Origin of the sequence: Streptomyces neyagawaensis (genome assembly GCF_023516595.1) — a bacterium.
In the GTDB taxonomy this organism is placed as follows: Bacteria; Actinomycetota; Actinomycetes; order Streptomycetales; family Streptomycetaceae; genus Streptomyces; species Streptomyces neyagawaensis.
In genome coordinates, this window is the sequence record NZ_JAMGBG010000060.1 from 17,087 (window position 1) to 43,441 (window position 26,355).

The 26,355-nt window shown below is 70.4% G+C and carries 20 protein-coding genes and 5 pseudogenes; 4 read left to right on the forward strand and 21 right to left on the reverse strand.

Annotation, left to right across the window (positions count from 1 at the left end; all coding sequences use genetic code 11):
- Positions 1-127 precede the first annotated feature (127 nt).
- The 19 genes and pseudogenes from M8J73_RS25310 to M8J73_RS25395 all read right to left on the reverse strand — a co-directional run bounded on the left by M8J73_RS25310 (position 128) and on the right by M8J73_RS25395 (position 18,657).
- Positions 128-910 carry a universal stress protein gene (locus M8J73_RS25310; RefSeq protein WP_055539178.1) on the reverse strand — a complete coding sequence of 261 codons (783 nt, stop codon included), beginning with the start codon at positions 908-910 and terminating at the stop codon, positions 128-130.
- A 5-nt stretch (positions 911-915) separates the two neighbouring features.
- Positions 916-1,272: pseudogene (locus tag M8J73_RS25315) on the reverse strand (zinc-binding dehydrogenase); the annotation flags it as partial.
- Complete coding sequence (locus M8J73_RS45560; protein ID WP_372504014.1) at positions 1,224-1,463, reverse strand: CBS domain-containing protein; 240 nt, start codon at positions 1,461-1,463, stop codon at positions 1,224-1,226. The pseudogene M8J73_RS25315 and the gene M8J73_RS45560, both read right to left, overlap by 49 nt.
- A gap of 13 nt (positions 1,464-1,476) precedes the next feature.
- Entirely contained in the window at positions 1,477-1,641 is a 165-nt protein-coding gene (locus M8J73_RS45565; RefSeq protein ID WP_372504015.1) for a CBS domain-containing protein, read from the reverse strand.
- 42 nt (positions 1,642-1,683) lie between these two features.
- Positions 1,684-4,377 (reverse strand): bifunctional acetate--CoA ligase family protein/GNAT family N-acetyltransferase, encoded by a 2,694-nt coding sequence (locus M8J73_RS25325; RefSeq protein ID WP_055539176.1) that lies wholly within the window; start codon positions 4,375-4,377, stop codon positions 1,684-1,686.
- 619 nt (positions 4,378-4,996) lie between these two features.
- Positions 4,997-6,412 carry an NAD(P)(+) transhydrogenase (Re/Si-specific) subunit beta gene (locus M8J73_RS25330; protein ID WP_055539201.1) on the reverse strand — a complete coding sequence of 472 codons (1,416 nt, stop codon included), beginning with the start codon at positions 6,410-6,412 and terminating at the stop codon, positions 4,997-4,999.
- 5 nt (positions 6,413-6,417) lie between these two features.
- On the reverse strand, positions 6,418-6,771 hold the full coding sequence (locus tag M8J73_RS25335; RefSeq protein WP_055539175.1) for an NAD(P) transhydrogenase subunit alpha part 2: 354 nt from the start codon (positions 6,769-6,771) through the stop codon (positions 6,418-6,420).
- Complete coding sequence (locus M8J73_RS25340; protein ID WP_055539174.1) at positions 6,768-7,883, reverse strand: NAD(P) transhydrogenase subunit alpha; 1,116 nt, start codon at positions 7,881-7,883, stop codon at positions 6,768-6,770. Before M8J73_RS25340 ends, M8J73_RS25335 begins: the two co-directional genes overlap by 4 nt.
- Before the next feature lie 58 nt (positions 7,884-7,941).
- Positions 7,942-8,955, reverse strand: a complete 1,014-nt coding sequence (locus M8J73_RS25345) for a zinc-dependent alcohol dehydrogenase (RefSeq protein ID WP_055539200.1) — start codon at positions 8,953-8,955, stop codon at positions 7,942-7,944.
- A 69-nt stretch (positions 8,956-9,024) separates the two neighbouring features.
- Positions 9,025-9,351 (reverse strand): annotated as a pseudogene (locus M8J73_RS44885) (DUF779 domain-containing protein); the annotation flags it as partial.
- Between the two features lie 71 nt (positions 9,352-9,422).
- Positions 9,423-10,943: an aldehyde dehydrogenase family protein gene (locus M8J73_RS25355; RefSeq protein WP_055539173.1), complete on the reverse strand. Its 1,521-nt coding sequence runs from the start codon at positions 10,941-10,943 to the stop codon at positions 9,423-9,425.
- A gap of 41 nt (positions 10,944-10,984) precedes the next feature.
- Complete coding sequence (locus M8J73_RS25360; protein WP_249829090.1) at positions 10,985-12,367, reverse strand: GAF domain-containing protein; 1,383 nt, start codon at positions 12,365-12,367, stop codon at positions 10,985-10,987.
- 838 nt (positions 12,368-13,205) lie between these two features.
- Positions 13,206-14,129 (reverse strand): carbamate kinase, encoded by a 924-nt coding sequence (locus M8J73_RS25365; protein WP_055538752.1) that lies wholly within the window; start codon positions 14,127-14,129, stop codon positions 13,206-13,208.
- A 3-nt stretch (positions 14,130-14,132) separates the two neighbouring features.
- A pseudogene (locus M8J73_RS25370) lies at positions 14,133-14,436 on the reverse strand (ornithine carbamoyltransferase); the annotation flags it as partial.
- Positions 14,437-14,480: 44 nt separating this feature from the next.
- A pseudogene (locus M8J73_RS25375) lies at positions 14,481-14,573 on the reverse strand (arginine deiminase family protein); the annotation flags it as partial.
- Between the two features lie 44 nt (positions 14,574-14,617).
- A complete protein-coding gene (locus M8J73_RS25380; protein WP_055538753.1) occupies positions 14,618-16,027 on the reverse strand; it encodes an APC family permease in 1,410 nt (469 codons plus the stop codon).
- Between the two features lie 253 nt (positions 16,028-16,280).
- Complete coding sequence (locus M8J73_RS25385) at positions 16,281-16,694, reverse strand: universal stress protein (protein WP_055538750.1); 414 nt, start codon at positions 16,692-16,694, stop codon at positions 16,281-16,283.
- Positions 16,695-16,775: 81 nt separating this feature from the next.
- Complete coding sequence (gene gap, locus M8J73_RS25390; protein ID WP_249829091.1) at positions 16,776-17,804, reverse strand: type I glyceraldehyde-3-phosphate dehydrogenase; 1,029 nt, start codon at positions 17,802-17,804, stop codon at positions 16,776-16,778.
- A gap of 160 nt (positions 17,805-17,964) precedes the next feature.
- Positions 17,965-18,657 carry a response regulator gene (locus tag M8J73_RS25395; protein WP_249829093.1) on the reverse strand — a complete coding sequence of 231 codons (693 nt, stop codon included), beginning with the start codon at positions 18,655-18,657 and terminating at the stop codon, positions 17,965-17,967.
- Positions 18,658-18,948: 291 nt separating this feature from the next.
- On the opposite strand from M8J73_RS25395, the gene M8J73_RS25400 reads away from it, so the two are divergent.
- The 4 genes from M8J73_RS25400 (at position 18,949) to M8J73_RS25415 (ending at position 23,761) form a co-directional block, all read left to right on the forward strand.
- Positions 18,949-19,344, forward strand: a complete 396-nt coding sequence (locus tag M8J73_RS25400; protein ID WP_055541699.1) for a hypothetical protein — start codon at positions 18,949-18,951, stop codon at positions 19,342-19,344.
- 79 nt (positions 19,345-19,423) lie between these two features.
- A complete protein-coding gene (locus M8J73_RS25405; protein WP_240501626.1) occupies positions 19,424-20,131 on the forward strand; it encodes a CBS domain-containing protein in 708 nt (235 codons plus the stop codon).
- A gap of 196 nt (positions 20,132-20,327) precedes the next feature.
- Positions 20,328-23,006 carry a bifunctional acetaldehyde-CoA/alcohol dehydrogenase gene (adhE, locus tag M8J73_RS25410; RefSeq protein ID WP_055541698.1) on the forward strand — a complete coding sequence of 893 codons (2,679 nt, stop codon included), beginning with the start codon at positions 20,328-20,330 and terminating at the stop codon, positions 23,004-23,006.
- 290 nt (positions 23,007-23,296) lie between these two features.
- Entirely contained in the window at positions 23,297-23,761 is a 465-nt protein-coding gene (locus M8J73_RS25415; protein WP_206187994.1) for a pyridoxamine 5'-phosphate oxidase family protein, read from the forward strand.
- A 471-nt stretch (positions 23,762-24,232) separates the two neighbouring features.
- On the opposite strand, the pseudogene M8J73_RS25420 reads toward M8J73_RS25415, so the two are convergent.
- Positions 24,233-24,577, reverse strand: a pseudogene (locus tag M8J73_RS25420) (radical SAM protein); the annotation flags it as partial.
- Between the two features lie 5 nt (positions 24,578-24,582).
- Positions 24,583-26,355: pyruvate formate lyase family protein (locus M8J73_RS25425; RefSeq protein WP_249829092.1), on the reverse strand; the 1,773-nt coding region annotated here is incomplete at its 5' end.

The window sequence follows — 26,355 nt, forward strand, 5'->3', positions numbered from 1 at the left end:
GACTGTTCATGTGCCACGGTACGGCCGACCGCAGGGGACGGTACAGGAGCAAGCCGGGTCGCAACGGCTCCGCAGGTCGGGGCCTTCTCGACGCCTGCCGCCGAGCCTCGGACTGCCCGGCGCATGGTCATGCCGTGTGGGGCACGACGGCGACCGGGCAGGCGGAGTGGTGCAGCAGGGTGTGGGCGACGCGGCCGAGCCCGAGTCCGAAAGGGCCCTTGTTGCGTCGGGCACCGACGACCAGCAGGTCCGCAGTGGCCGACGCGTCGAGCCGGATCTTACGGGCGGGGCCCTCGTCGGTGCGCCGGTGCAGTTGCACGGACGGGTGTTCCTCGGCCACCTCGTTCAGCGCGGCCTCCAGCGTCTCGGCTCCTCGCTGTCCGTGCACGCGGGCGGGTTCGCCTGCCAGCAGAGGATGGTCGGGGGTCTCGTGCGCGGGGCACCGCCGGGCCCGCACGGCTTCGAGGACGGCTCCGCGTCGCTCCGCTTCCTCGAAGGCGAAGCGCACGGCTGCCGAGTCGTGTGCCTGCTTGCCGACACCGAGCAGGAACTCGGCGATGTCGCCGCGCCCGCGGTTGCCGACGACCAGCGCGGAAGCGCGTCGGCACTCCCGCACCAGCGCGTACTCCGGCTCCTCCGGGACCACCTCGGTGAACACTTTCAGGTCCGGTTGGCGGCTGTGCGCCCGTCGGGCGGCGCCGTCGACGATCCTGTCGGCCAGGACCAGCTCGGATGGCTTGCCGAGGTCCTCGGCCGGCGCCGCGCCCTCGTACCACTCCCACAGCGAGGCATGCACGAGCCGCAGCGGCACCCCGCGCGGGGCGGCCTCGTCGGCCGCCCGGTCGACGACCCGCAGACTGGGCTCGGAGCCGTCGACTCCGACAACCAGGGGGAGCTCTGTCTGTTCCATCGTCCTCACCGTCCCGTGCCGAGATCGAAGACAATCCGGGCCTTGATCTCGCCACGCAGCACCGCGTCGATCGACTCGTTGACGGAGACGAGCGGGCGAGTCTCGTAGATGGCCTTGGTGCGTCCGGCCGCGTGGAGTTGGAAGACCTCCGCGAGGTCCTGCCGCGTGCCGACGATCGAGCCGATCACCGAGGTGCCGTTCAGGACGGTGTCGAAGATCGGGACGTGAATCGTGCCGTGCGCCGGCAGGGCGACCATGACGAGCTTTCCACCGCGCCGCAGCCCGGAATTGACCGCGGTGAACGCCGCCTCGTTCACCGCGAGCGCGATGGCGGCATGCGCCCCGCCGTACCGCGTGAGCACCTCGACCACGCAGACGTCGGTGCCCCGGGGCGCCGGCCACAGCGTCCGCCCCAGCACCTCGTCGATGACCTCCTTGCGGATGTCCCGGTCCGGCCGCAGGAAGGCCTGGAGCAGACGCGCCGGGTGACGATGCCGACGAGCCTGTCCTCCTCGTCCACCACGGGCAGCCGCTCCACGTGCCGCTGGGCCATGGTCCGCGCGGCCTCAACGATGGTGTTGTCGGACCATCAGGTCGCTCTCGGAGATGACCCCGATGACCTTCCGGTCCTCGTCGACCACTGGCAATCCGCTGATCCAGTCGTCGGACAGCAGCCGGGCGACCTCCTTGAACGGGGTGCCGTAATCGGCGCGGACAACCTCTCTGGTCATCACGGAGCACACCGTGCTGTGCCCCACGTCTGTCTTCCCTTCTCAGCGAAGTCGGCGCAGATGCGGATCGTGTGACTTGCGCGGCAGCAGGCGTACGCGCACGTCGAGCACACTGACTCCGCCCGGGCTCGCGAGTACGGGGTTGAAGTCGGCCTCGGCGAGCTGCGGCAGGTCGGCCGCCATACGGGACAGGCGCAGCAGCAGCTGTTCGAGCGCCGCGAGATCGACCGGTCCGTTGCCGCGCGCCCCGAACAGGAGCGGAGCACAGCGTGGTGAGGTGATCAGGTCGTGCACGTCGTGGTCGGTGAGCGGCGCGAGCCGGGCGGCGTGATCGCGCAGGATGTCGGTCGCGGTGCCGCCGAGCCCGAACAGGACGAGCGGGCCGAAGACCTCGTCCTGAACGACTCCGGCGAGCAGCTCGGTGCCGCGGGATGCGAGCGGCTGGACGACCACTCCGGTCAGCAGTCCGTCGAAGCGGGTGTCGAAGTCCCGGAATGCGGCACGGACCTGGGCGTCGCCCTGGAGGTCGAGATGGACGGCGTGCTGCTCACTCTTGTGGACCAGCCCCGGCCAGTGGGCCTTCATCACGACCCGGCCGTCGGGGCCACGCAGCCGCTCGGCGGCAATGACGGCCTCGTCCTCGGTCTCCGCCCAGGCCCACGGGAGCTGGGGGATGCCGTAGCAGGCGAGGAGGTCGGCACAGGTGCGCGGGTCGAGCCAGCCGCCGTTCGGGTGCGCGGTCAGGTAGGTCTCTGTGACCTCACGGGCGCGGTCCGTGTCGACCTCGTCGAGCTTCGGGACGGTTCCGGCGGGACGGCTCAGCCAGGCCGCGCGGTGGGCAGCGTGGGACAGTGCCCGGGCGGCGGCCTGGGGTTCGGCGTACGACGGGATCGTGCAGCCGTCCGTGGCAGGCAGCAGCCTGACCGGCAGGTCCTGTTCGAGCCGTACCGTGATGACGGGCTTGGCCCGGTGTGCGGGGGCGTCCGTGAGGGCACGGACGAGGTCGTCGCCGGTCGCGGCGGCCACTGCGGTGGGGACGAGGGCCAGCAGCACGGCGTCGACGCCCGGGTGCCCCATGATGAGGTCCACGGAGTCCCTGAGCTGGTCTTCCGTGACGGCTGCGGTGGCGTCGACCGGGTTGCCGACGGACGCGCCGTCAGGGAGTACGGCGAGCAGGGCGTCGATCAGTTCGGGCGTGAACGGCGGGAGGGCGAGTCCGGCCTCGGAGCAGGCGTCGGCGGCCAGGACGCCCGCGCCGCCCGCATTGGTGACGATCGCGACGCGGGTGCCCGCCGGCAGCGGCTGGGAGTGCATCAGCGCGGCCGTTTCGAGGAGTTCGCCGACCGACTGGGTGGCGGTGATGCCTGCCTGTGTGAACAGTGCCTGGCGGGTCATGGTGCGGGTGGCGGCGGCCGCGGTGTGCGAGGCGGCGGCGCGGCGGCCCGCCTCGGTACGGCCGGCGTCCACGGTGAGGACCGGCATACGGCGGGTCACGCGCCGGGCGGTGCGGGAGAACGCACGCGGGTTGCCGAACGACTCCAGGTGCAGCAGCGCGAGGTCGGTGCGGCCGTCGCTCTCCCACCACTGGAGCATGTCGTTGCCGCTGACGTCGTACTTGTCCCCGAGGGAGGCGAAGGAGGACACGCCGATGCCGAGCCGGGACAGCCCGTCCAGCAGGGCGATACCGACACCGCCGGACTGCACGGCAACGCCCGCCGTACCGGCACGGGGATGGTCGGCGGCGAAGGTGGCGTCGAGGAGCAGGGCGGGCTCGGTGTTGGAGATGCCGAGGCAGTTGGGGCCGACGAGCCGCATGCCGTAGGTGCGGCAGGCCGCCATCAGGGCCTGGGTCTGCGTGCTGTCGAGGCCTGCGGAGAGGACGAGGAGGGCCTTTGCGCCGGCCTTGCCGCACTCCTCGGCGGTGGCCGGGACCGCGGCGGCGGGCACGGCGACGACCACGAGGTCGGGGGGCCTGGGCAGGGCGGCGACCGACGGGTATGAGGGCACGCCGAGGATCGAGGAGGCGGCGGGGTTCACCGCGAGGAGCCGCCCGGTGTAGCCGCCCGTGTGCAGGTGGTGCAGGACGGCCCTGCCCACCGAACCCGCCTTGCGTCCGGCGCCTACGACGGCGATCGCTTCCGGCCGCAGCAGGGCTTCCAGGCTGGTCACATTGGCGGCCCGGCCACGGGCCTCGACGGCCGACAGGTAGGTGTCGTCCTCACCGAGTTCGATCGTGCAGCGCACCTCCGGGCCGTCGAAGCGGCGGGAGGTGCGCAGGCCGAGGTCCGCGAAGAGCTGGAGCACCTCGCGGTTCTCGCTCAGGGCGTCTGCCGTGAAGGTGGTGACGCCCTCCGCGCGGGCGGCCGAGACCAGGTGCTCGACGAGGAGAGTGCCGACGCCGCGGTGGTGCAGTCCCTCGGCGACGGCGATGGAGATCTCGGCCTCCTCCTTGCCGCCGCAGGTGTCGTACTCGGCCAGGCCGATCACCTGGCCCTGCTTCTCGGCCAGTAGAGCCCCGTAACCGGGGCTGGGCGGGGCGCAGGCCCGGTCCGCGGCCAACGCGGCCGAGCGCCGGCTCGCTGCGAAGAAGCGCAGTCGCAGATTCTCCGGCGACATCTCCTCGTAGAGTCCTTGCACCTGCTCGTGATCGCCCGCTGCCACGGGGCGGATGCACACCGTGGTACCGTCCGCGAGCAAGGCATGGACTATGGGCTCGCTGTGTGCGTCGTCCGTCATCGCGGGTCTCCTCCAGGCGTTTTGGCCCTTCGAGCATCCAGCGGTTCGCACGGCCACCCCAGGGGCTGTCCGGGGCGACTTGGAGGGCCGATCGGCCCTAAGCGGCGACGGCCCCGCTCGTGGGTCCGGGGTTCGTGGCCAGCAGTCATCGGGCCGCGCATGGTGCGTCCCGCCGCCCGGGAGTCGGGACGGACGTGGCGAGCGGCCGGACGGTGACCGGGCCGGGCCGTGCGCAGCACCCACGGCGGTGGACAGCGGTGGAGAACGGCCGCCGCACGGGTGCTCGGTGCGGTGGCACGGGGTGCCCCGGATCGGTCGCAGATCAGCATCCGGCATCAGGTCAGGCCGACGCTGCGGCCGAACGGCCTTTCCACCGTGGGCCGACAGTCCCCGATCCGGCAGCACCCCCGGCCGGACGGCTCATCAGGTGTGGATGCGTCGCCACGAGTGCCAGCAGGGCGATGGCGGGGCCTTCTGGTGCCTCAGCCGGGACCTTGGGCCCCTTCAACCTCAACCCGGCGGTCACGCGACCCACGACAACGCGCTGGGGCCACGCTCGAAAGCGTGGCCCCGGTCCTGCGGTCTTGGCGGTCCTGCACCGACCGCGTGCGTGTCGATGTCAACCGACGAACTCCCCCACTGCCGCCTTGAGTTCGGAAAGTCCCTTCTTCGCGTCGGCGAAGAACATGCCGGTCTTGGGGTCGGTGTAGAGCTCGTTGTCGACGCCCGCGTAGCCGTGGCCCATCGAGCGCTTGATGACGATCACGCTCTTCGCCTGGTCGACATCGAGGATCGGCATTCCGGAGATCGCGTTGCCGGGGCGGCGCGCGATCGGGTTGGTGACGTCGTTGGCACCGATGACCAGGGCGACGTCGGCCTGCGGGAACTCGGGGTTGACGTCGTCCATCTCCTTCAGCTGGGTGTAGGGAACGTTGGCCTCCGCCAGAAGCACGTTCATGTGGCCCGGCATGCGGCCCGCGACCGGGTGGACCGCGTAGCTGACGTCGATGCCGTGGTCCGTCAGCACCTTGGCCAGGTCGCCGAGTTCGTGCTGGGCCTGGGCGGCGGCCAGACCGTAGCCCGGGACGAAGATGACCTTGCTCGCGTACGCCAGCTGGATCGCCACGTCGTCCGCGGAGATCGACCGCACCTGGGCCGGCGCACCGGATCCGGTCGCCGCCGGTGTGCTGTCGCCGGTGCCGAAGCCGCCGATCACGATGTTGGCGATGGAACGGTTCATGGCGTCGGCCATCAGCTTGGTGAGGATGCCGCCCGAGGCACTGACGAGCATGCCGGCGATGATCAGCGCGGTCTCGTCGAGCACGAAGCCGGCCATCGCGACCGCCGAACCGGTGAAGGCGTTCAGCAGGGAGATGACCACCGGCATGTCGGCGCCGCCGATCGGCAGGACCATCGTCACGCCGAAGAGCAGCGCGACCGCCACGAGCCCGTACAGCGCGACCCGGCTGTCCGGTGCCAGCACCAGCCAGACCGTGCCGACGACGAAGGAGGCCGGCAGCAGTACGTTGAGCAGCCGTGCGCCCGGGAAGACCACGGGTGCCCCCGACACGACGCCCTGCAGCTTGCCCGCCGCGATCAGCGACCCGGAGAACGTGACCGCCCCGATGACGATGTCCAGCGCGCCGGGCAGCGAGACACGTGCGCCCAGGGCGGCCGGGTGCCCGGTCTGGAGCAGGTCACCCACAGCGATGAGCGCGGCCGCTCCGCCGCCGACGGCGTTGAAGAGGCTGACCAGTTGGGGCATCGCCGTCATCCGGATCTCGCGGGCGGCCCACAGGCCCAGGGCCGCCCCGAGGACGCCGCCCGAGGTCAGGACGAGCCATCCGGTGGTGCTGATCACGTTCTCGCCCAGGATCAGCCACGCGGTGGCGGCGATGGCGACGGCCATGGCCCCGGCGGAGAGAGTGTTGCCGCGGCGGGCGGTGCGCGGGTGGTTCATCAGGTGCAGGCCCATCACGAAGCAGGCGGCCGCGGCCAGGAAGATGTAGTGGACGGCATGGGAGACGGTGTCCATGACGGTCACACCCCCGCCTTCTGGTTCTTCTCGGCGGACTGGTTCTTCTCGGGGGACTGGTTCTTCTCGGGGGGCGGCTTCGCCTTGAACATCTCCAGCATGCGGTCCGTGACGACGTATCCGCCGACGACATTCATGGCGCCGAAGGCCATGGCCGCGAAGGCGAGTACGTAGCCGAGCCAGGTGTGGGACTCGGCCGCGATCAGCATCGCGCCGATGACGACGATGCCGTGCACCGAGTTGGAGCCGGACATCAGCGGAGTGTGGAGGGTCGCGGGGACCTTGCTGATGACCTCGATGCCGACCAGCACGCTCAGGACGAACACGGTGATCGCGGTGAGGAGATCGAGGTTGTTCATGAGGAGTCTCCTCCCAGGAGTGCGGCCGTGATCTCGTCGGCCGGGTCGAGGTTCAGTTCCCCGTCGCGCACCAGGTGCCCGAGCAGCGCGACGAGGTTGCGGGCGTACGCTGTGGAGGCGGCGGTCGCCATGGCGGAGGGCAGATGCCCGGCGCCGATGAGGGTGACTCCGCCGTCCAGGACGACTGTCTTGTCGGGTTCGGAGCCCTCGACGTTGCCGCCTAGTTCACTCGCGGCGAGGTCGACGACGACCGAGCCGGGCTTCATCCGCTCGACCACGGCCGCGGTCACCAGCAGCGGCGGCTTGCGGCCCGGCACCTGCGCCGTGGTGATCACGATGTCCGAGCGAGCGATGTGCGTATCCAGTGCCTCCCGCTGGGCCCGCTGCTCATGCTCGGTCAACTCCCTTGCATAGCCGCCGCGTTCGGTGTCCTGTTCCCCTTCCGGCGGGCTCTCGATGTCGAGGAACCGGGCGCCCAGTGACTCCACCTCCCCTCGGGACGCGGGGCGTACGTCGTACGCCGAGACGACGGCGCCGAGGCGGCGGGCGGTGGCGATCGCCTGCAGTCCTGCCACTCCGGCACCGAGGATCAGGACTTGGGCGGGACGCATGGTGCCCGCGGCGGTGGTCAGCATCGGGAAGAAGCGGTCGTACGAGTCGGCCGCCACCAGGGCCGCCTTGTAACCGGCGACACTGGCCTGGGAGGTCAGCGCGTCCATGGACTGGGCGCGGCTGAGGGTTCGGGGCAGCAGATCGAGGCTCACCGTGCGTACGCCGCGCCCGGTCAGATCCTCGACCAGGGCGGGGTGCCGCAGCGGCTGGAGCAGACCGATCAGGGTCTGCCCGGCGCGCAGCGCCCCTGCGGCCTCCGGGTCGGGCGGGCCGACGCACAGGACGGCGTCCGCGCGTGCGTACAGCTCGTCCGGGGTGACGACGGTCGCGCCGGCGTCGGCGTATTCGGAGTCGGTGAACCAGGCGCCGGATCCGGCTCCGGTCTCGATCAGGACGTCGAGGCCGGTTCGGCGCAGGAGGGTGACGGACTCGGGGACGAGGGCGACACGGCGTTCGCCGGGTGCCCGCTCCCGTACGGCACCTACGGTGACGGTTCCCATGATGTGTTGCCTCTCCCTGTGGCCCGGTCGATCCGGTGGATGCCGGGCCGCAGAACTCTCAGAACTCGAAGACGAGCCGGGCTTCGGCCCGTCCGCCGAGGACCTCGTCGAAGGACTCGTTGACCTGCTCCAGGCGCCGCTGCTCGGCGATCACCTGGGTGCGTCCGGCCGCGTGCAGCGCGAACACCTCGGCCAGGTCCTGACGTGTGCCGACGATGGAGCCGATGACGGAGATCCCGCCGAGCACGGTCTCGAAGATCGGCACGTTGATCGACGCATTGTCGGCGGGCAGTCCGACCATCACCAGACGCCCGCCACGGTTCAGTGATCGGTAGGCCTGCTCGAAGGCCTTGGCGCTCGCGGCCAACACCACGGCCACGTCCGCGCCGCCGGCCTTCTTGATCTCCTCGACCGGGTCGTGCGTGCGGGCGTTGACGATCTGGTCCGCGCCCAGCTTGTGGGCGAGGCCCAGCTTGTCCGGTTCGAGATCGACAGCGGTGACGAAGCCGCCGACGAGTCGCGCGTACTGCACCGCCAGGTGGCCGAGGCCACCGATGCCGAAGACGGCGACCCGTTCGGCCGGAACTACGTTCGCGACCTTGATGGCCTTGTACGTGGTGACGCCGGCGCAGGTCAGCGGTGCCGCGTCGAAGGACGACACGCCGTCGGGGACCTGGACGACCGCGCCCGCGTCTGCGACGGCGTACTCGGCGTAGCAACCGTCCACGGAGTAGCCGGAGTTGACCTGGCTCTGGCAGAGGGTCTCCCAGCCGGAGAGGCAGTAGCGGCAGGTGCCGCAGGACGAGCCGAGCCACGGAATGGCGACCCGCTGGCCGATCAGGTCCTCGGAGACGCCGGCGCCGACGGCCTGGACGGGGCCGATGCCCTCGTGGCCGGGGATGAACGGCGGCTGCGGCTTGACGGGCCAGTCGCCGTGGGCGGCGTGGATGTCGGTGTGGCAGAGGCCGGAGGCCTCCATGCGGACGAGCACCTGGCCGGGGCCCGGCTCGGGGACGGGCAGGTCCTGGATCTCCAGGGGCTTGCCGAAGTCGGTGACGACTGCTGCCTTCATGATCAGCTCCTCGGATGGCGGGTGTGTTCGGGCCCGTGTCTCGTCCGGGTCCTGTATGTGGGTGACGAAGCGCAGCCCGTCGCCTGCTGCGAGGGAGAAGCCGCCCGGTGTTCCCTCCTCGACGTCCAGGACGAGGCGCGGGCGGCCGAGCGCCTGGTACAGGTCGGCGTCGATGTGGAAGGTGCAGCCGTCCAGGACGCCGAGCAGCATGTCGCCCTCGCCGAGGGCGAATTCGCCGCCGGGGAAGCACATCGGATCGCTGCCGTCGCAGCAGCCGCCGGACTGGACGAACATCACCGGCCGGCCATGGGCGGCGCGCAGGGCCGCGATGGCCTTGTGCGCCGCCCGGGTGGCGGTGACGCGCCCGGCGTTGCCGTTGTGAAGCGTCGCGGGCATGTCGGTGCACCTCTTCGGATCCGCAGGGACTGGTGCGGGAACTGCAGGGACTGGTGGACCCGGCGGTCCGCTCAGAACAGCCCGAGCGGCTTGGTGCCGTAGCTGACCAGGAGGTTCTTGGTCTGGCTGTAGTGCTCGAGCATCATCTTGTGCGTCTCGCGTCCGATGCCGGAGACCTTGTAGCCACCGAACGCGGCACCCGCGGGGTACTGGTGGTAGCAGTTCGTCCAGACGCGGCCCGCCTTGATGGCGCGGCCCATCCGGTAGGTGCGTCCGGTGTCGCGGCTCCACACGCCGGCCCCGAGGCCGTACAGCGTGTCGTTGGCGATCTCGAGCGCCTCGGCCTCGTCCTTGAAGGTGGTGACCGCGAGGACCGGACCGAAGATCTCCTCCTGGAAGACCCGCATCCTGTTGTGGCCCTTCAGGACGGTCGGCTCGTAGAAGAAGCCGTCCGCGAAGTCCCCTCCGATGGCGGGACGGTGGCCGCCCACGAGCAGTTCGGCGCCTTCCTTCACGCCGATCTCGACGTAGGAGCCGATCTTCTCGACCTGCTGCCGGGAGACCTGGGGGCCGATCATGGTGGCCGGGTCGAGGGGGTTGCCCTGCTTGATGGCGCGGATGCGCTCCAGGCAGCGACCCATGAACTCCTCGTAGATGTCCTCCTGGATGAGGGCACGGGAGGGGCAGGTGCAGACCTCGCCCTTGTTGAACGCGTACAGCACGAGTCCCTCGACGGCCTTGTCCAGGAAGTCGTCGTCCTCGGTGGCCACGTCGTTGAAGAAGATGTTCGGCGACTTGCCGCCCAGCTCCAGGGTGACCGGGATGATGTTCTCGGACGCGTACTGCATGATCAGCCGGCCGGTGGTGGTCTCTCCGGTGAAGGCGACCTTGGCGATGCGCTTGTTGGTGGCCAGCGCCTTGCCGATGGCGGCGCCCGGGCCGTTCACGACGTTGACGACACCGGCGGGGAGGATGTCGCCGATGACCTCCATCAGCTTCAGGATCGACCACGGGGTCGGCGAGGCCGGCTTGAGGACCGAGGCGTTGCCCGCGGCGAGCGCCGGGGCCAGCTTCCACGCGGCCATCAGCAGCGGGAAGTTGAACGGAATGATCTGCCCGACCACGCCCAGCGGCTCGTGGAAGTGGTAGGCGATCAGGTCCTTGTCGATCTCGGTGATCGAGCTCTCCTCGGCGCGTATCGCGGCCGCGAAGTAGCGGAAGTGGTCCGCCGCGAGCGGGATGTCGGCGGCAAGGGTCTCACGGACGGGCTTGCCGTTGTCCCAGCTCTCGGCGACGGCGAGTTCCTCGCGGTGGGCGTCGATGGCGTCGGCCACCTTGTTCAGCACCGCGGCCCGCTGAGCGGTGGACGCCTCGCCCCACTTGTCCTTCGCCGCGTGCGCGGCGTCCAGGGCGAGTTCGATGTCCTGGGGGCCCGACTTGGGGACCTCGCAGAACGGCCTGGCGGTGGCGGGGCTCAGGTTGGGTGAGTACTCACCAGTGGTGGGTGCCTGCCACTTGCCGCCTATGAAGTTCTCGTAGCGGGGCGAGACGTCGACGGGGCTGCCCTTCGCACCCGGAGGCTCGTACGTCATGATCGTCACCTTTCGCGAGGGTTGTGGTGATGCTCAGCACGCTAGGAGCGGGAACGCTGCAACACCGCTGCATGTCGTCCGGCCTGCGGCTGGAGAGCTGATGCGGCATCCAGACCGCGGGCCCGTGCTGCCGCGGCAGCACGCTGCGCCGAGCCGCCCGGCAGTCTGTGGGCGAGCGTGAGCCACGCGAGCGAGTCCTCGGCGCCCCAGGCCGCGTCCACCCAGCGGCGCAGCAGCCCGGCATCGCCACTGCCGAGGACTGCACCGCGCAACTGCTGCTCCAGGGCCCGCCGGTGCTCGACGATGGCCGGCGCCTCGGAGCGCGGCAGCAGCGGGCCGCGGTAGCGGGCCAGCGCCTCGTCCACCCGCCCCTCGGCGAGCAGCGCCGAGACCTCCCCGAAGTCGGTGCGCACCGGGCAGAGGAGCGCGTACGGTCGCGAGCCGAGCAGGGCCGGGCCGAGCACCGCGCGCAGCCGGGTCATCTCTGCCCGCAGGGTCGAAGGGGGCACCTCCCGCTCCGACAGGTCCACAGCCAGCCGGTCGCCGTGCACGCCCCGGCCCTCCAGGGCGAGCGCCACCACGATCTCGCTGTGGCGCGGGCTCAGCCGGTGGACGCGCCCGGCGTTCTCCAGCAGGGCACAGTCCCGGCCCAGTGCGGCCAGGCCTGCACCCGCCCCACATCCGGCGGAGGGCGCGTGCGGCACCCACCCGTCCGGGCCGAGCGGAGTCGGCGGTACTGGCAGTGCACGGGCGAGCTCCGCCTCGGCCAGCAGCGCGGCTCCGCGCACCGCGGCGAGGGCGGGTGGCGTGGCGATGGTGGCGCCCCCGGAAAGGTCGACCACACCGAGCAGGCGCCCGGTGCCGGGGTCGCGCACGGGGGCAGCGGCGCACGACCAGTCATGCACGGCAGAGTTGTAGTGCTCGCCGGCCACGATCTGGACGGGCTGTCCGACCTCCAGCGCCGTGCCCGGGGCGTTGGTCCCGGCCTGCGCCTCGGACCACATGGCCCCCGCCACGAAGTGCATTCGCTCGGCGCGCCGCAAGGCCGCGGAATCCCCCTCCACCCACAGCAGGGTCCCGTCGGCGTCACCGACCGCGAAGAGGTGCCCGTCATCGGCGGCACCGGTTCCCAACAGCTCCCGCAACAGGGGCAGTACGGCGGCAAGCGGATGGCCCCGCCGGTACGCGGCCAGCTCCGCGGAGGTCCTGAACAGGGGCGGCAGACGACTGCCGTCGGGCCGTACGCCGCACACCGCGCAGCGACTCCACGAGTCGGCCACCAGACGCCGCACTCCTGACGGTGACGGCGTGCCGAACGAGGTCACGAACTGCTCGCGCACCGTGCGCAGCGCGGACGCAGAGGCCGATGTGGAGGTGGAAGTGGGGCTGGAGGCGGATGTCGAGGCAGCGGTGGAAGCGTCCATGGCGTCTCCCTCGTGCCATGCTTCCGGTTGGGTCACACCAACCTCACCGGCACTCGGTGGCGCGTTGTAGAGGCCGAATGACCTCCTTCTCAGGGGCCGTTCGGCCTGCCGCGGACCAGCGCCAAGGGTGAGCGGGCCTGAGAAGAGCCGACGGCGCGAAGGCCGTCCCGATCGGGAGGACGGGGAGCCCCTCACAGTTCTCCTGCTCCCCGTTCCGCGTCCCGGTGGCCCGCCCGGAGGAGGGACGAGCCGCGCTGTCGGGGACCCGGGGCAGCGACAGCCGGTGACGCGCGTCCGGGCCCCGCCCCTTGGCCTCAGCGGCTGGGGGGCGGGGCCCGGCCGTGCCGCAGCCCTCAGGGGTCGTACGGGGGGGGATGAAGCGCCGTATCGACGACAGCCCCGGCCGAGAAGCATGCCCCAGGTGAGATCGGGGCACGGACGGGCCTACAAGCACTGAGAGGTCACCGCACCAACGGTTCCGGCTGACGAAGCACAGCCGCGCCCAGGCCTTGCCCGAACTCCAGCTGGCGCCGGCGCCCGGGCCACGAGGGCCGACGAGCAGATGACGCGGTAGTCGACGAACGGATTCGTCGATATGCTCGGCGAACAGCATGCGCGTCGGCGCTGATGCCGACGACCGCAGGCACTGGGCCCTCACTCTCAGGCTCCGGCTTCGCCCTCCACGGATGGTCAGCGTCGTCGGGATGCTCGTGGCCCACAGACGCTCGGCGGTGCCGCCAGGAAGCGGCCTTGGCGGGACAAGGACGAACCGTGAGGGCCCATCGGTCCCGACCGTGGCGGGAACGGCCTCTGTCGGGCCTCCCCGCTCCGCCAGACGTCAGCCGACAGTCAGATCGGGGCGGACGAGCGTGCCCGACCTGCCATGGACGACCTCGTACGCCGCGTCGAGGGCACCGATCGCGGCCAGGCCACCCGTACGTTCGACGAACCGGGCCGCGGCCTCCGTCTTGGGACCCATCGAACCGTCGGGAAACCTGCCACAGCGCAGCTCGTCGGGTGTGGCGTCGAGGAGGGGCTGCTGGTCCGGGGTGCCGTAGTCGGCGTAGACGTTCGGAACGTCCGTGAGGATGAGCAGGAAGTCCGCCTTGAGGTCCTCGGCGAGCAGGGCCGCGGTGAGGTCCTTGTCGATCACCGCGTCAACTCCGTACAGCGCGCCGGTGTCGAGGTCGGCGGTGACGGGGATGCCTCCGCCGCCGGCGCAGACGACCAGTGCTCCGCAAGCGAGCAGGTCATGGATGGTGTCAGTCTCCACGATCTCCTGGGGTGACGGGGAGGCGACGACCCGGCGCCAGCCGGTGGTGTCCTGGGCGATGTGCCAGCCGCGCTTCCGGGCGAGTGACCGGGCGGTGTCCCGGGGGTACACCTGCCCGACGAACTTGGTGGGTCGCGCGAAGGCCGGGTCGTCGGCCCGCACGAGAGTGTGGGTCACCAGCGCGGCGATCTTGCGGCCGGGCAGGGCGTTGTACATGCTGCGGGCCAGCAGCGAGCCGATCATGCCCTCGGTCTGGGCGCCGAGCAGGTCCAGCGGATAGGGGGCACTCAGCGCGCGATCGGACGCGCTCTCCATGGCGAGGAGGCCGATCTGCGGGCCGTTGCCGTGGGTGAGGACGACCTCGTGCTCGTGCGCGAGTGCGGCGACAGCCGTCGCAACCCGGTCGATGTTCGCCTGTTGCACGGCCGCGTCAGGGCGTTCGCCCCGGTGCAGCAGGGCGTTGCCGCCGAGGGCGATGACGATGCGCATGGTTCAGTCCTCCAGAGTGGCGACGAGCACGGCCTTGATGGTGTGCAGCCGGTTCTCCGCCTGGTCGAAGACGATGGAGGCGGGTGAGGAGAAGACCTCGTCGGTGACTTCCAGCGCGGCCGGGCCGTAGTTGTGGTGTACTTCCTCGCCGAGCCGGGTGTGGTGGTCGTGGAGGGCCGGCAGGCAGTGCATGAACTTGACGTCCGGGTTGCTGGTGGCCGCGAGTGTCTTGTCGTTGACCTGGTACGGCAGCAACAGGTCGATACGCTTCCCCCAGGTCTCGGGGGGGGCTCCCCATGGACACCCAGGAGCGGCCTCGCAGGTCTATGGTCATGGTGGCCCTCCGTTCGGTCAGGCAGCCGCGTCGCGTTCGACCGGGTAGCTCATGCAGCGCGGTCCGCCACGGCCACGGCCCGGTTCGGCGCCGGCGATGGTGACGATCTCTGGAAGGTGTTCACGGCGAGCTTCCTCGGGCCGTACGGACGTGGTCAGTCGTGGTGCCGTGGCGTGTACTTCGGGGAGCCGCCAGTGCGGTACCTCCGCCGCCCCCGAGGGTTTCCCTTGCCGGTTACGGGTGCCTCGGGCGCCCGTGCCCGAGGGACCGTGGCCGCCGGCTGCGCGGGCACCGACTCGTCGTACTCACCGCGGTCGCGCTTGAGCCACACGTAGACCGGCAGGCCGAGCAGCAGCACGAACAGCCCGTAGTAGACGGTCTGGTAGCCGCTGCCCTGGATCGACCAGTACGAGAAGGCCATCGCGAGCGCGGTGACAGTGACGTCCCGGGCCAGCTGCCTCGGCTTCAGGCTTTCCTGGCCACGTACCAACAGCCAGTACAACTGGGCGGCGGCGGAGAACAGGTACGGGATCACGGCGGTGAGCACGCTCAGCAGGACGATCTTGGTGAAGACGTCCTCGAAGCGCGTGTAGCTGAACACGGTGATCAGCGAGGCGAGCAGGGCCGAGGCGACGATGCCGAAGACCGGGACGCCGCTCTCTCCGCGCAGCTTGGCGAAGGTCCCGGGGAAGAGTCCGTCGCGGGCGGCGGCGTACGGCATCTCCGCGCACAGCATGGTCCAGCCGTTGAGGGCGCCGATACCGGAGACGATGGCGGCCACGGCGACCGCGTCGCCCGCCCAGGTGCCGCCGAAGATGTTGTTCGCGGCGTCGGTGAACGGCGCGGTGGAGGCGCCGAGTTCGCCGTGCGAGACGGTACCGAAGACGGCGAGGGTGCCCAGGATGTAGATGACGGCGCAGACGAGCGTGCCGTACACGGTGGCGCGTGGCACGTTCCGGCCCGGCTCGCGTACGCGGCCCGCGACCACGGAAGCGGCCTCCAGCCCGAGATAGCTGAACAGGGCGATGGCCGCGGCGGCGGAGATCGCACCCAACGCCGACCGGCCACTGGCGTTGAAGGCACCGAAGTTGTCCGGGTCGATGAACAACAGCCCGATCGTGGCCATGAACACCAGCGGCACGAACTTCAGCACGGTGGTGACCACTTGGAATGCGCCGGTGTATCGCACACCGGTGAGGTTGATCGCAGCGGGGATCCACAGGCCGATCAGGGCAATGAGCACCGAGATCCCGGTCCTGTGCCCGGTGTTGACGAACACCTCGACATAACCGACCCAGGCCACCACGATCGCGGCGTTCCCCGCCCACGCGGTGATCCAGTACGACCAGGCGTTGAGGAACCCGGCGAACTCCCCGAAGGCCTCACGGGCGTAGACGTAGGGCCCGCCGCTCGCCGGGACCCGCTTCGACAGTGTCCCGAACGTCACGGCCAGCGCGAGCGCGCCGAGCGTGACGGCGACGAACGCCACGAGCGAGATGGGTCCGTACGGGGCGAGGGCCGACGGCAGGGCGAAGACCCCGGTTCCGATGATGCTGCCGATCACGAGCGCGGAGGCCGCGGGAAGGCCAAGTGCCGCCTTCGGGGCGGCTGGTGCGCCGTCGGCGGCGGCTTCGGGTCCTTTGAGGGGCGCGGACATGACTGTGCTCCTTGGGCTGATCGCAGAGAGGGAGTCGATCCACGGTTGATCCTTCTGCTCCACGGCGACCAGGGTGAGTGGCCACAAGCCCCCCTCTTGGCCCATTGGTCCCGAGTGCCGGCGGCTCTGTCCGCCCGCGGCGTTGCCTCGATGCGTGGATTCAGTCGTGCGGGACGACGGCCACGGGGCAGCAGACGTGGTGCAGCACCGCGTGCGTGACGGGACCGATGTGACTGCCCAGACGGCCGTCCCGCGTCCGGCGGCCCACGACGACGAGGGAGGCCCCGGTCGACGCGCGCACGAGTTCGGAGGTGACCCGGCCTTCGGCCACGGTCTCGACGACAGGGACACCGGGGAACTTCTCGCACCACGGGCGCAGCGTCGCGACGACGGTGCGTTCCTGCGCGGCTCCGCCACCGTCCTGCTCGGCATCACCGCCACCTTCGCCCACGACGTCCTGGCGTTCGAGGATCTCGTCCGCGGTCTTCGTCCGGACGAAGGGTTTCGGAGCTTCGTTCCAGGTCTTGATCCAGTTGCGGATCTCCCTCTCCAGGGACTGGACGTTCTTGTGCACACCTCGCGCAGCGAATTCCTGACTCAGGACACTGGGGGCCGCGGGTTCGTGTGGAGCCCACGGCCCGCGCGGATGGCGCAGTCAGCCCAGCGGAAGGCGAGCGGCGACGTACTCGGTGAGGTCGAGGAGGCGGTTGGTGTAGCCCCACTCGTTGTCGTACCAGCCGAAGACCTTCACCAGCTCGCCGTGCGCCTGGGTCAGCGGCGCGTCGAAGACGCAGGAGGCGGGGTCACCGACGACGTCCCGCGAGACGATAGGTGCCTCGGAAACCCGCAGGACGCCCTTCAGCGGCCCATCGGCGGCCTCCCGGAAGGCGGTGTTGACCTCCTCGACGGTGACGGCCCGGTCGAGGACCACACTAAGGTCGGTCAGAGAACCGTCCTCCACGGGGACCCGTACGGCGATGCCGTCCAGGGTGCCGGACAGTTCCGGCAGGACGAGGCCGACGGCACGGGCGGCTCCCGTGCTGGTGGGGATGATGTTCACGGCGGCGCTGCGGCCGCGGCGCAGGTCCTTGTGCGGGCCGTCGAGAACGACCTGGTCGTTGGTGTAGCCGTGGATGGTGGTCATCAGGCCCTTGTCGATACCGAAGGACTCGTCGAGGACCTTCACCATCGGCGCCACGCAGTTGGTGGTGCAGGAGGCGTTGGAGACCACATGGTCCCGCTCCGGGTCGTACGTGCCCTCGTTGACACCCATGACCACGGTAGCGTCGACACCCTTGCCCGGCACGGACAGCAGCACCTTGCGCGCGCCGGCCTCCAGGTGCAGGCCGGCCTGTTCACGGGTGCGGAAGCGGCCGGTGGATTCGATGACGACGTCCACGCCAAGGCTGCCCCAGGTCAAAGCGGCCGGGTCGCGTTCGGCCGTGACGGCGATGCGGTGTCCGTCGACGGTCAGTGAGTCGTCGTCGTGTTCGACGGTGCGGTGCAGGCGACCGTACGTCGAGTCGAACGCCAGCAGGTGCGCCAGCGTGGCCGGCGAGGTGATGTCGTTGACCGCCACGACCTCGACGGGTGTGCCGGTGCCACGCTCCACGCGTTCCAGCACGCAGCGCAGGTAGTTGCGGCCGATGCGGCCGAACCCGTTGATGCCGACGCGCACGCTCATGTCCGTCGTCCTCCCGATCGATGCCCGGCGGTGTGCCGGGGTGGGTTCCGAGCCTGCGCGCGGACAATCGGGAGGGGCAGGGGCCGGACGGGGGCGGACTGTGGGACGTTCGGCCCCGAGCTGGGCTTCGCCGTTGCCCGGCGCCCGCTTGCGCGTCGCGTCAGCGGCCTTCCTGCCTCAGCCGGCCCCGGGCTTCGGTGGCGATCACGGAGGCCTGGATGCGCCGCTCCACGCCGAGCTTGGCGAGCAGACGGGAAATGTGGTTCTTCACCGTCTTCTCGGCCAGGTACAGGCGCTGACCGATCTGTCGGTTGGTCAGTCCCTCGCCGATCAGGGCCAGGATCTCCCGCTCCCGGTCGGTCAGACCCGGCAGGGCGTCCGGCTCCTCCTCCTTCTGCTGTCCGCCGCGCAGCCTGGTCATCAGCTTGGTGGTGGCGCTCGGGTCCAGCAGCGACTGGCCCCGGGCCACCGTGCGCACGGCCGCCACCAGGTCGGAGCCCTGGATCTGCTTCAGTACGTAACCGGACGCCCCCGCCATGATCGAGTCCAGCAGCGCCTCCTCGTCGTCGAACGAGGTCAGCATCGGACAGGCCAGGTCCGGTATGCGCGAACGCAGTTCCCGGCACACCGCGACACCGTCGCCGTCCGGCAGGCGCACGTCGAGGACGGCGACCTGCGGGCGCAGAGCGGGGACGCGTGCCAGGGCCTGCTCCGCCGTGGCGGCCTCGCCGACCACGGTGATGTCCGGTTCGTCGTTCAGCAGGTCGTGCACCCCGCGCCGTACCACCTCGTGGTCGTCCATCAGGAAGACCTGGATCGGGTGGCCGGGGCCGGACTGCTCGCCGTCCGCCATCGAATGGTCCTGTTGCGCGTATGCCGCGTCCACACCGCTGTCCGCGTGGACGCGGTGGGCCGTCTCGCTGGAGATCCTTCCCGGTTCGGAGTGGTATGCCCAGGGCCGGTTGGCCCCTGTTTCCCCCGGTACGCGCTGCCGCCGGTCGACGCCGTCGAGAGAAACAGGGACGTCGGCCGGCAGTCCGTGACGGGGCCCCACGGTCCCGGTTCCGGGGCCGGGTGGCCCTGGGGCCGGGGCGGGGCCTCGCATCAGGCTGGAGCCACGGAACGATCACAAGGAGCGGAACAGATGACCGTCAGGGACACCGACTTCCAGCAGACCGCCACCGCCGTACGGGTCCGAGGCGCGGGCGACGTGGACGAGCAGGCGCTCGCCTACGTCCGCACCAAGGTCGACGCGGTCCTCGGCCGGTCGGGCCTGCCGCCCGTCAGCGGCGAGGTGCGGATCGAGAAGGCCACGGCGCACCACGCCGGGCACCTGTGGACGGCACGGGCCGAGATCCGGGTGGACCGCGACCTCGTGGTCGTCCACGCCGGGGAGGCCACCTCCCACGAGCTCGCGGACCGGCTGCAGGACCGGCTGCGCGGCCAGGTGGAGCGGGTCGTGCACCGCGGCGACGCGGCCCGCAAGTCGGCCACGCCGCCGCCCTGGCGCGGGGGCCCGGCGGACGGGCGGCAGGAGTAGGGACCTGGAGCCGGGTGCGGAGCGGTTCACCCTCCCGCGCCCGGCCCGTCCAGCGGCCCTGGGAGAGAAGGAGGGCGGCGTGAAGACCCACACCGTCGGAGAGGTGATGACCCGTGAAGTCATCCAGGCACATCGGCAGACGACGTTCAAGGACCTGGTACGGCTGCTGAACCGGCACCGGATCGGCGGACTGCCCGTCGTCGACGCGGACGACAAGGTGGTAGGGGTGATCTCCGCGACCGACCTCGTCCGCGGGCAGGCGGACCGCGCCGACCGGCGGATCCGCCTGCCGGGCCTGCGCCGTCCGGTGCGCGTCCCGGCGGGCGGGGCCCCGGGGCTCGTCGCCGCGGAGCTGATGTCCTCACCTGCGGTCACGGTGCATCCGGAGCAACCGGTCCCGGAGGCAGCCCGCATGATGGAGCGTCACCACATCGAGCGGCTTCCCGTCGTGGACGAGGAGGACCGCCTCATCGGCATCGCCACCCGCCGCGACCTTCTGCGTGTCTTCCTGCGCACGGACGAGGAGATCCGCCGACAGGTGATGGACGAGGTCCTGGTCGGCGCCCTCGGCCTGTCCTCCGACGCGGTCACCGTGTTCGTCCGGGACGGCGTGGTCACACTGAAGGGACGCCTGGAACGTCGGAGCGACATCCCCCTGGCGATCCGATCGGCCTGGCGGGTCGAGGGGGCCGTCGGAGTGGTCAACGGCCTGACCTACAGCGTCGAAGACTGCCACCCGGCCGAGCCGCGCCCCATTGACGAACCCGTTCAGGGACCGCCCACGTGAGGTCCCGGGCCCGAGGGTACCGTCCGGCCCTCCCCGACCGGGCCGGGCGGACAGAGGAAAGGACCAACGGCGTCTGCGGCCGGGCCGCACCGCGGACGAGAGTGGGATCGGAGCGGCACCGGCATCCCTCACGGTGCCGCCCCGTAGCCCCGCCGGACCACCTCCGGCGGCACCGACGTACCGGAGGCGCACTCCCATGACCCGACAGGAAGCCGGGACCACGACCACGACCCCTCTCACCGAGGCTCCGTCCGACACCACCATCGCGGTGGACCGGTTGGTGACGGCCGGGTTGAAGGCGCTCGCCGACTACGAGGAGCTGGACCAGGAGCAGGTCGACCACATCGTCAGGAAGGCCTCGGTCGCCGCACTGGACCAGCACACCGCGCTGGCACGGCTCGCAGTGGAGGAGACCGGACGCGGCCTGTTCGAGGACAAGGCGGCCAAGAACATGTTCGCGTGCGAGCACGTCACGCACAGCATGGGCCACATGAAGACCGTCGGCGTGATCGCCCGCGACGACGTCGAGGACCTGGTAGAGGTCGCGGAACCGGTCGGCGTGATCGCCGCGGTCACCCCGGTCACCAATCCGACCTCCACCACGATCTTCAAGGCGCTGATGGCGCTGAAGACCCGCAACCCGGTCGTCTTCGCCTTCCACCCCTCCGCCCAGCGGTGCAGCGCCGAAGCGGCGCGCGTCGTGCGCGACGCCGCCGTCGCCGCCGGTGCGCCCGAGCACTGCGTGCAATGGATCGAGACCCCGTCCATCGAGGCCACCCGCACCCTGATGCACCACCCCGGCATCTCCCTCATCCTCGCCACCGGCGGCAACGCCATGGTCAAAGCCGCGTACTCGGCCGGCAAGCCCGCCCTCGGCGTGGGCGCCGGCAACGTCCCCGCCTACGTGCACAAGAGCGCGAAGCTGCGCCGGGCCGTCAACGACCTGGTGCTGTCGAAGTCGTTCGACAACGGGATGATCTGCGCCTCCGAGCAGGCCGTCATCCTCGACGACGAGATCTATGACGCCGCCCTCGCGGAGTTCCGCACCCTGCACGCCCACCTGGCGACCGCCGAGGAGAAGGCGAAACTGGAGGCCTTCCTCTTCCCGACCGGCAGGACGGCCGGCAGCGGCTGCGAGCCCAAGGTCAACTCGGCGGCCGTGGGGCAGAGCCCCGCCTGGATCGCGGAACAGGCCGGGTTCACCGTCCCTGCCGACACCTCGCTCATCCTGGTCGAGGCCGAGCGGGTCGGCCGGGACGAGCCGCTGACCCGCGAGAAGCTCTGCCCCGTGCTTGCCGTGCTGCGCGCCGGTTCCGAACAGCGGGGCTTCGACCTCTCCGCGGACATGGTCGCCTTCCATGGTCAGGGCCACAGCGCCGTCATCCACACCGAGGACCCCGCGCTCGCGGAAGCGTACGGCCGCCGCATCAAGACGGTGCGCGTCATAGTCAACTCCCCATCCTCGCAAGGGGCCATCGGCGGGATCTACAACAGCCTGCTGCCGTCGTTGACACTCGGCTGCGGCTCCTGGGGCAGCACCTCGGTGTCCAACAACGTCTCCGCCGCCCAGTTGCTCAACATCAAACGGGTCTCCACCCGCCGCAACAACCTCCAGTGGTTCAAGGTCCCACCGAAGATCTACTTCGAGCCGCAGGCCCTGCGCTACCTGCAGTCCATGCCGGACGTCCACCGCATTACCGTCGTCACCGACGCCACCATGACCCGCCTCGGCTTCGTCGACCGCGTCACCCACATCCTGCAGCGCCGCCGCGAACCGGTCACCGTGCAGATCATCGACAACGTCGAACCCGAACCCAGCATCGACTCCGTCCGCCGCGGCGCCCGTCTCATGGGCGACTTCCGCCCCGACACGATCATCGCGCTCGGCGGCGGCTCACCCATGGACGCGGCCAAGGTGATGTGGCTGCTGTACGAGCAGCAGGCCGACGGCAAGGACATCGACTTCGCCGACATGCGGCACAAGTTCTCCGACATCCGCAAGCGGGCCTTCCGCTTCCCCGTCCTGGGAAAGCTCGCCCGCCTGGTGTGCGTGCCCACCACGTCCGGAACCGGCGCCGAGGTCACCCCCTTCGCCGTCATCTCCGACCCGGCCACCGGCAAGAAGTACCCGCTCGCCGACTACGCGCTCACCCCCAGCGTGGCCATCGTCGACCCGCTGCTCACCGCCGAACTGCCTCCCGCGCTCGCCGCCGACAGCGGCTTCGACGCCCTCACCCACGCCATCGAGGCGTACGTCTCCGTCTACGCCAACGACTTCACCGACGGCCTGTCACTCCACGCGATCCGCCTCATCTTCGACAACATCACGGCCTCCGTGAACGACGGCGCGGGAAGTCCTCAGGCGCGGGAGAAGATGCACAACGCCGGCACCATCGCGGGCATGGCCTTCGGCAACGCCTTCCTGGGCATCGTCCACGCCATGTCCCACACCCTCGGCGCCACCTTCCACATCGCCCACGGCCGCACCAACGCCGTCCTGCTGCCGCACGTCATCCGCTACAACGGCACCGTCCCCACGAAGCTCACCGGCTGGCCCAAGTACGAGCACTACCGCGCCCCCGAACGCTTCCAGGACATCGCCCGCACCCTCGGCCTGCCGGCCGCCACGCCTCAGGAGGGCGTGGAGTCGCTGGCCTCGGCCGTGGAACGCCTGCGCGACAGCGTGAGCATCGAGCCGTCGTTCAGCGCCCTCGCCGTCGACGAGCGCGCGTTCCTCGACGCCCTGCCCCAGCAGGCCCTGAACGCCTACGAGGACCAGTGCGCACCCGCCAACCCACGGATGCCGATGCTCGACGACATGCAGGAACTCATGCGCACGGCCTACTACGGCCAGAAGGACGCCGCCAGCGCATAGGCCGACCGGGAGCACATAGGCCGACCGGGGCGCGGTAGGGCCGTTCGGCCCTACCGCGCCCCTCACTGCCCGCATTCAAATGGCCTGATCCACCCCCGCCCGTGACCCGCCGGCCACCGGGCTCCACCCCGAGACCTCGGGGGGTCTCATGCCACCGATCTTCGAAGGGACACGCAGATGCGGTACCGGCCCCGCCGCCACCGACACCGCGGCGACCAGCGCCGTTACGGCAACGGCACTCCTACCGAAGCACCCGCGCAGTGAGTGACGAAACCCTACGGAAACCCACCATGGCCAGCAACAACGCCCTGCCCTCCACCGCCGGTCCACGGCACAGCGCGGAACTCGACAGCGCCGAGGCCCTGCGACTCCTGGGCAGCGTCTCCCTGGGCAGGATCGTCTTCACCCAGCACGCGCTCCCCACGATCCGGCCGGTCAACCACATCCTCGACAACGGCGATATCATCATCCGCACCCACGAAGGCTCGGCGATCACCTCGCACACCCGCCATGCGAACGGCTCAGGCGTCGTCGTCGCCTACGAGGCCGACGCCATCGACCCGGGCACCCACCTCGGCTGGAGCGTGGTCGTCACCGGCTACGCCCGCCTGATCACCGATCCCCACGAACTGGCCCGCTACCAGGCACTGCTCCATCCCTGGGTGAAACAGACCATGGACTACGCGGTCCGCATCCACCCCCACCTGGTCACGGGAATCCGGCTCACCGCCGCGGACGAGACCATCAGCGCCTGACCCCGACGGATCAGCGATCCAGTGCAGGACTCCGCGGACTCCTGCACGGCTCGCCACCGAATGAGAAAGAGGCTCCGCCGAGAAAGAGGCTCCTCACTTCTCTTGCGGTCCGGCAACCGACCCCGGGGGCTGTACAGGGCGAATGCAGGATTACGCCAGCGTCGTCATCGTGTGTCATGGACGGATCTTCGACGAACGGGCCGGGTCTACGAGGGGGCTGTGTGGTGGAGCCTGGGCTGCGGAAGGCATCGCGGGTGCGGGATGCCGTACGGCTGCTCCTTGTACTGGACCGCTGTGGCGCGCCCTGCGACCCCGACACCGGGAAGTCACCGCAGGATGCCGTGACCGTAACAAGGGGTCAGGCCTCGACCACCCGCCAGGTCACAACTGACCTATCCGGGGCCGGCACCACACCGGGGTCACAGGGCCCGGAGCCCGTGCTCCCGGAACTGCTCACGCACGCGCTCGGTCAGCTCCGGCGCCCAGCAAGCCGGAGGTGTCCAGAGCGGTGTGCAGGGCGGCCTCCTTGCAGCGGCTCAGCACCGCGCCCGTGAATGCCGGTTGGAGCAGGGGCTCACCTGCCGTGAGGGTCACTCCCCCACCCGCCGTGGTGATGAAGGACCGGTACTTGTCGTGCTCGGCCACCACCTCGTCGACGGTGGCCTCGCGCCCGCATGTGCCAGGTGTCGGGGTTGGCGCAGTACAGGCAGCGCAGCGGGCAGCCGCTGACGAACCGCGTGCCTGGGCCGTCGACGCCGGCGGACAGGTCAAGGAGTGGATCCGGCCCGAGACCTGTCCGGCGGCGAGCTGCGTCACGGGGTTCACAGGGCCCCATGGAAGGTGCGGCTGATCACGTCGAGCTGCTGCTCTCGGGTCAGACGGACGAAGTTGACCGCGTAACCGGAGACCCGGATCGTCAACTCCGGGTACTTCTCCGGGTGCTCCATGGCGTCCTCGAGCGTCGCCCGGTTCAGCACGTTGACGTTCATGTGGAAGCCGCCGGAGGCCATGTAGGCGTCGAGGATGCCGGCCAGGTTCACGGCACGCTCGGCCGGGTCGTGGCCGAGCCCCTCAGGCGTGACGGTCGACGTGAGGGAAATGCCGTCGCGGGCGCCGTCGTACGGGAGCTTCGCCACCGACAGCGCGGAGGCGACCATGCCGTGCCGGTCGCGGCCGTTCATCGGGTTCGCGCCGGGCGCGAACGGGGCACCCGCGCGCCGGCCGTCGGGGGTGTTACCGGTGTGCTTGCCGTACACCACGTTCGAGGTGATGGTCAGCACCGACTGCGTGTGCTCCGCGCCCCGGTACGTGGGGTGCTTGCGCACCTTCGCCATGAACGACTTCACCAGCTCGACGGCGAGACCGTCGGCGCGGTCGTCGTTGTTGCCGTACGCGGGAAACTCCCCCTCAGTGCGGAAGTCGACGGCAAGGCCCGTGGCGTCCCTGAAGACCTTCACACGCGCGTGCTTGACCGCGGACAGACTGTCCACGGCGACCGACAGACCCGCGATGCCGCACGCCATGAAACGGTGCACGGGGTAGTCGTGCAGCGCCATCTCGATCCGCTCGTAGGCGTACTTGTCGTGCATGTAGTGGATGACGTTGAGCGCGTCGACGTACGTCTCCGCCAGCCAGTCCAGCACCCGGTCGTACGCCGCCGACAGCTCGTCATAATCAAGGTACTCGCCCATCAGCGGGGGCATCTCTGGCGCGATCTGCTCACCGGTCATCTCGTCCCGGCCGCCGTTGACCGCGTACAGCAGCGCCTTTGCCAGGTTCACTCGGGCCCCGAAGAACTGCATCTGCTTGCCCACCGCCATCGCGGACACACAGCAGGCGATCGCCGTGTCGTCACCGGTGCGCGGTCGCATCAGCTCGTCGGACTCGTACTGGATGGAGCTGGTGTCGATCGAGACCTGCGCGCAGAACCGCTTGAAGCCCTCGGGCAGCCGCGGAGACCACAGGACGGTGAGGTTCGGCTCCGGGGCGGGGCCGAGGTTGTACAGGGTCTGCAGGAAGCGGAAGGACGACCGTGTGACCAGCGGGCGGCCGTCGGCGCCGATGCCGCCGATGGACTCCGTCACCCAGGTCGGGTCGCCGGAGAACAGGGCGTCGTACTCGGGGGTGCGCAGGAACCGTACGATCCGCAGCTTGATCACGAAGTCGTCGATCAGCTCCTGCGCGCGGGTCTCGTCGATACGGCCCTCGTCCAGGTCCCGCTGGAGGTAGACGTCCAGGAAGGTGGAGGTGCGGCCCAGCGACATCGCGGCGCCGTTCTGCTCCTTCACCGCCGCCAGGAAGCCCAGGTACAGCCACTGCACCGCCTCATGTGCGGTGGCGGCGGGCCGGGTGACATCACAGCCGTACGAGGCGGCCATCTCGGCCAGCTCCCCCAACGCGCGAATCTGCTCGGCGAGCTCTTCACGGTCGCGGATGACGTCCGGGGTGGAGGGCCGCGCGTCCAACAGGGCCCGCTCGGCCCGCTTGGCCTCGATCAGCCGGTCGGTGCCGTACAGGGCGACGCGCCGGTAGTCGCCGATGATCCGGCCGCGCCCGTACGCGTCCGGCAGCCCGGTGATGATCCCGACCTTGCG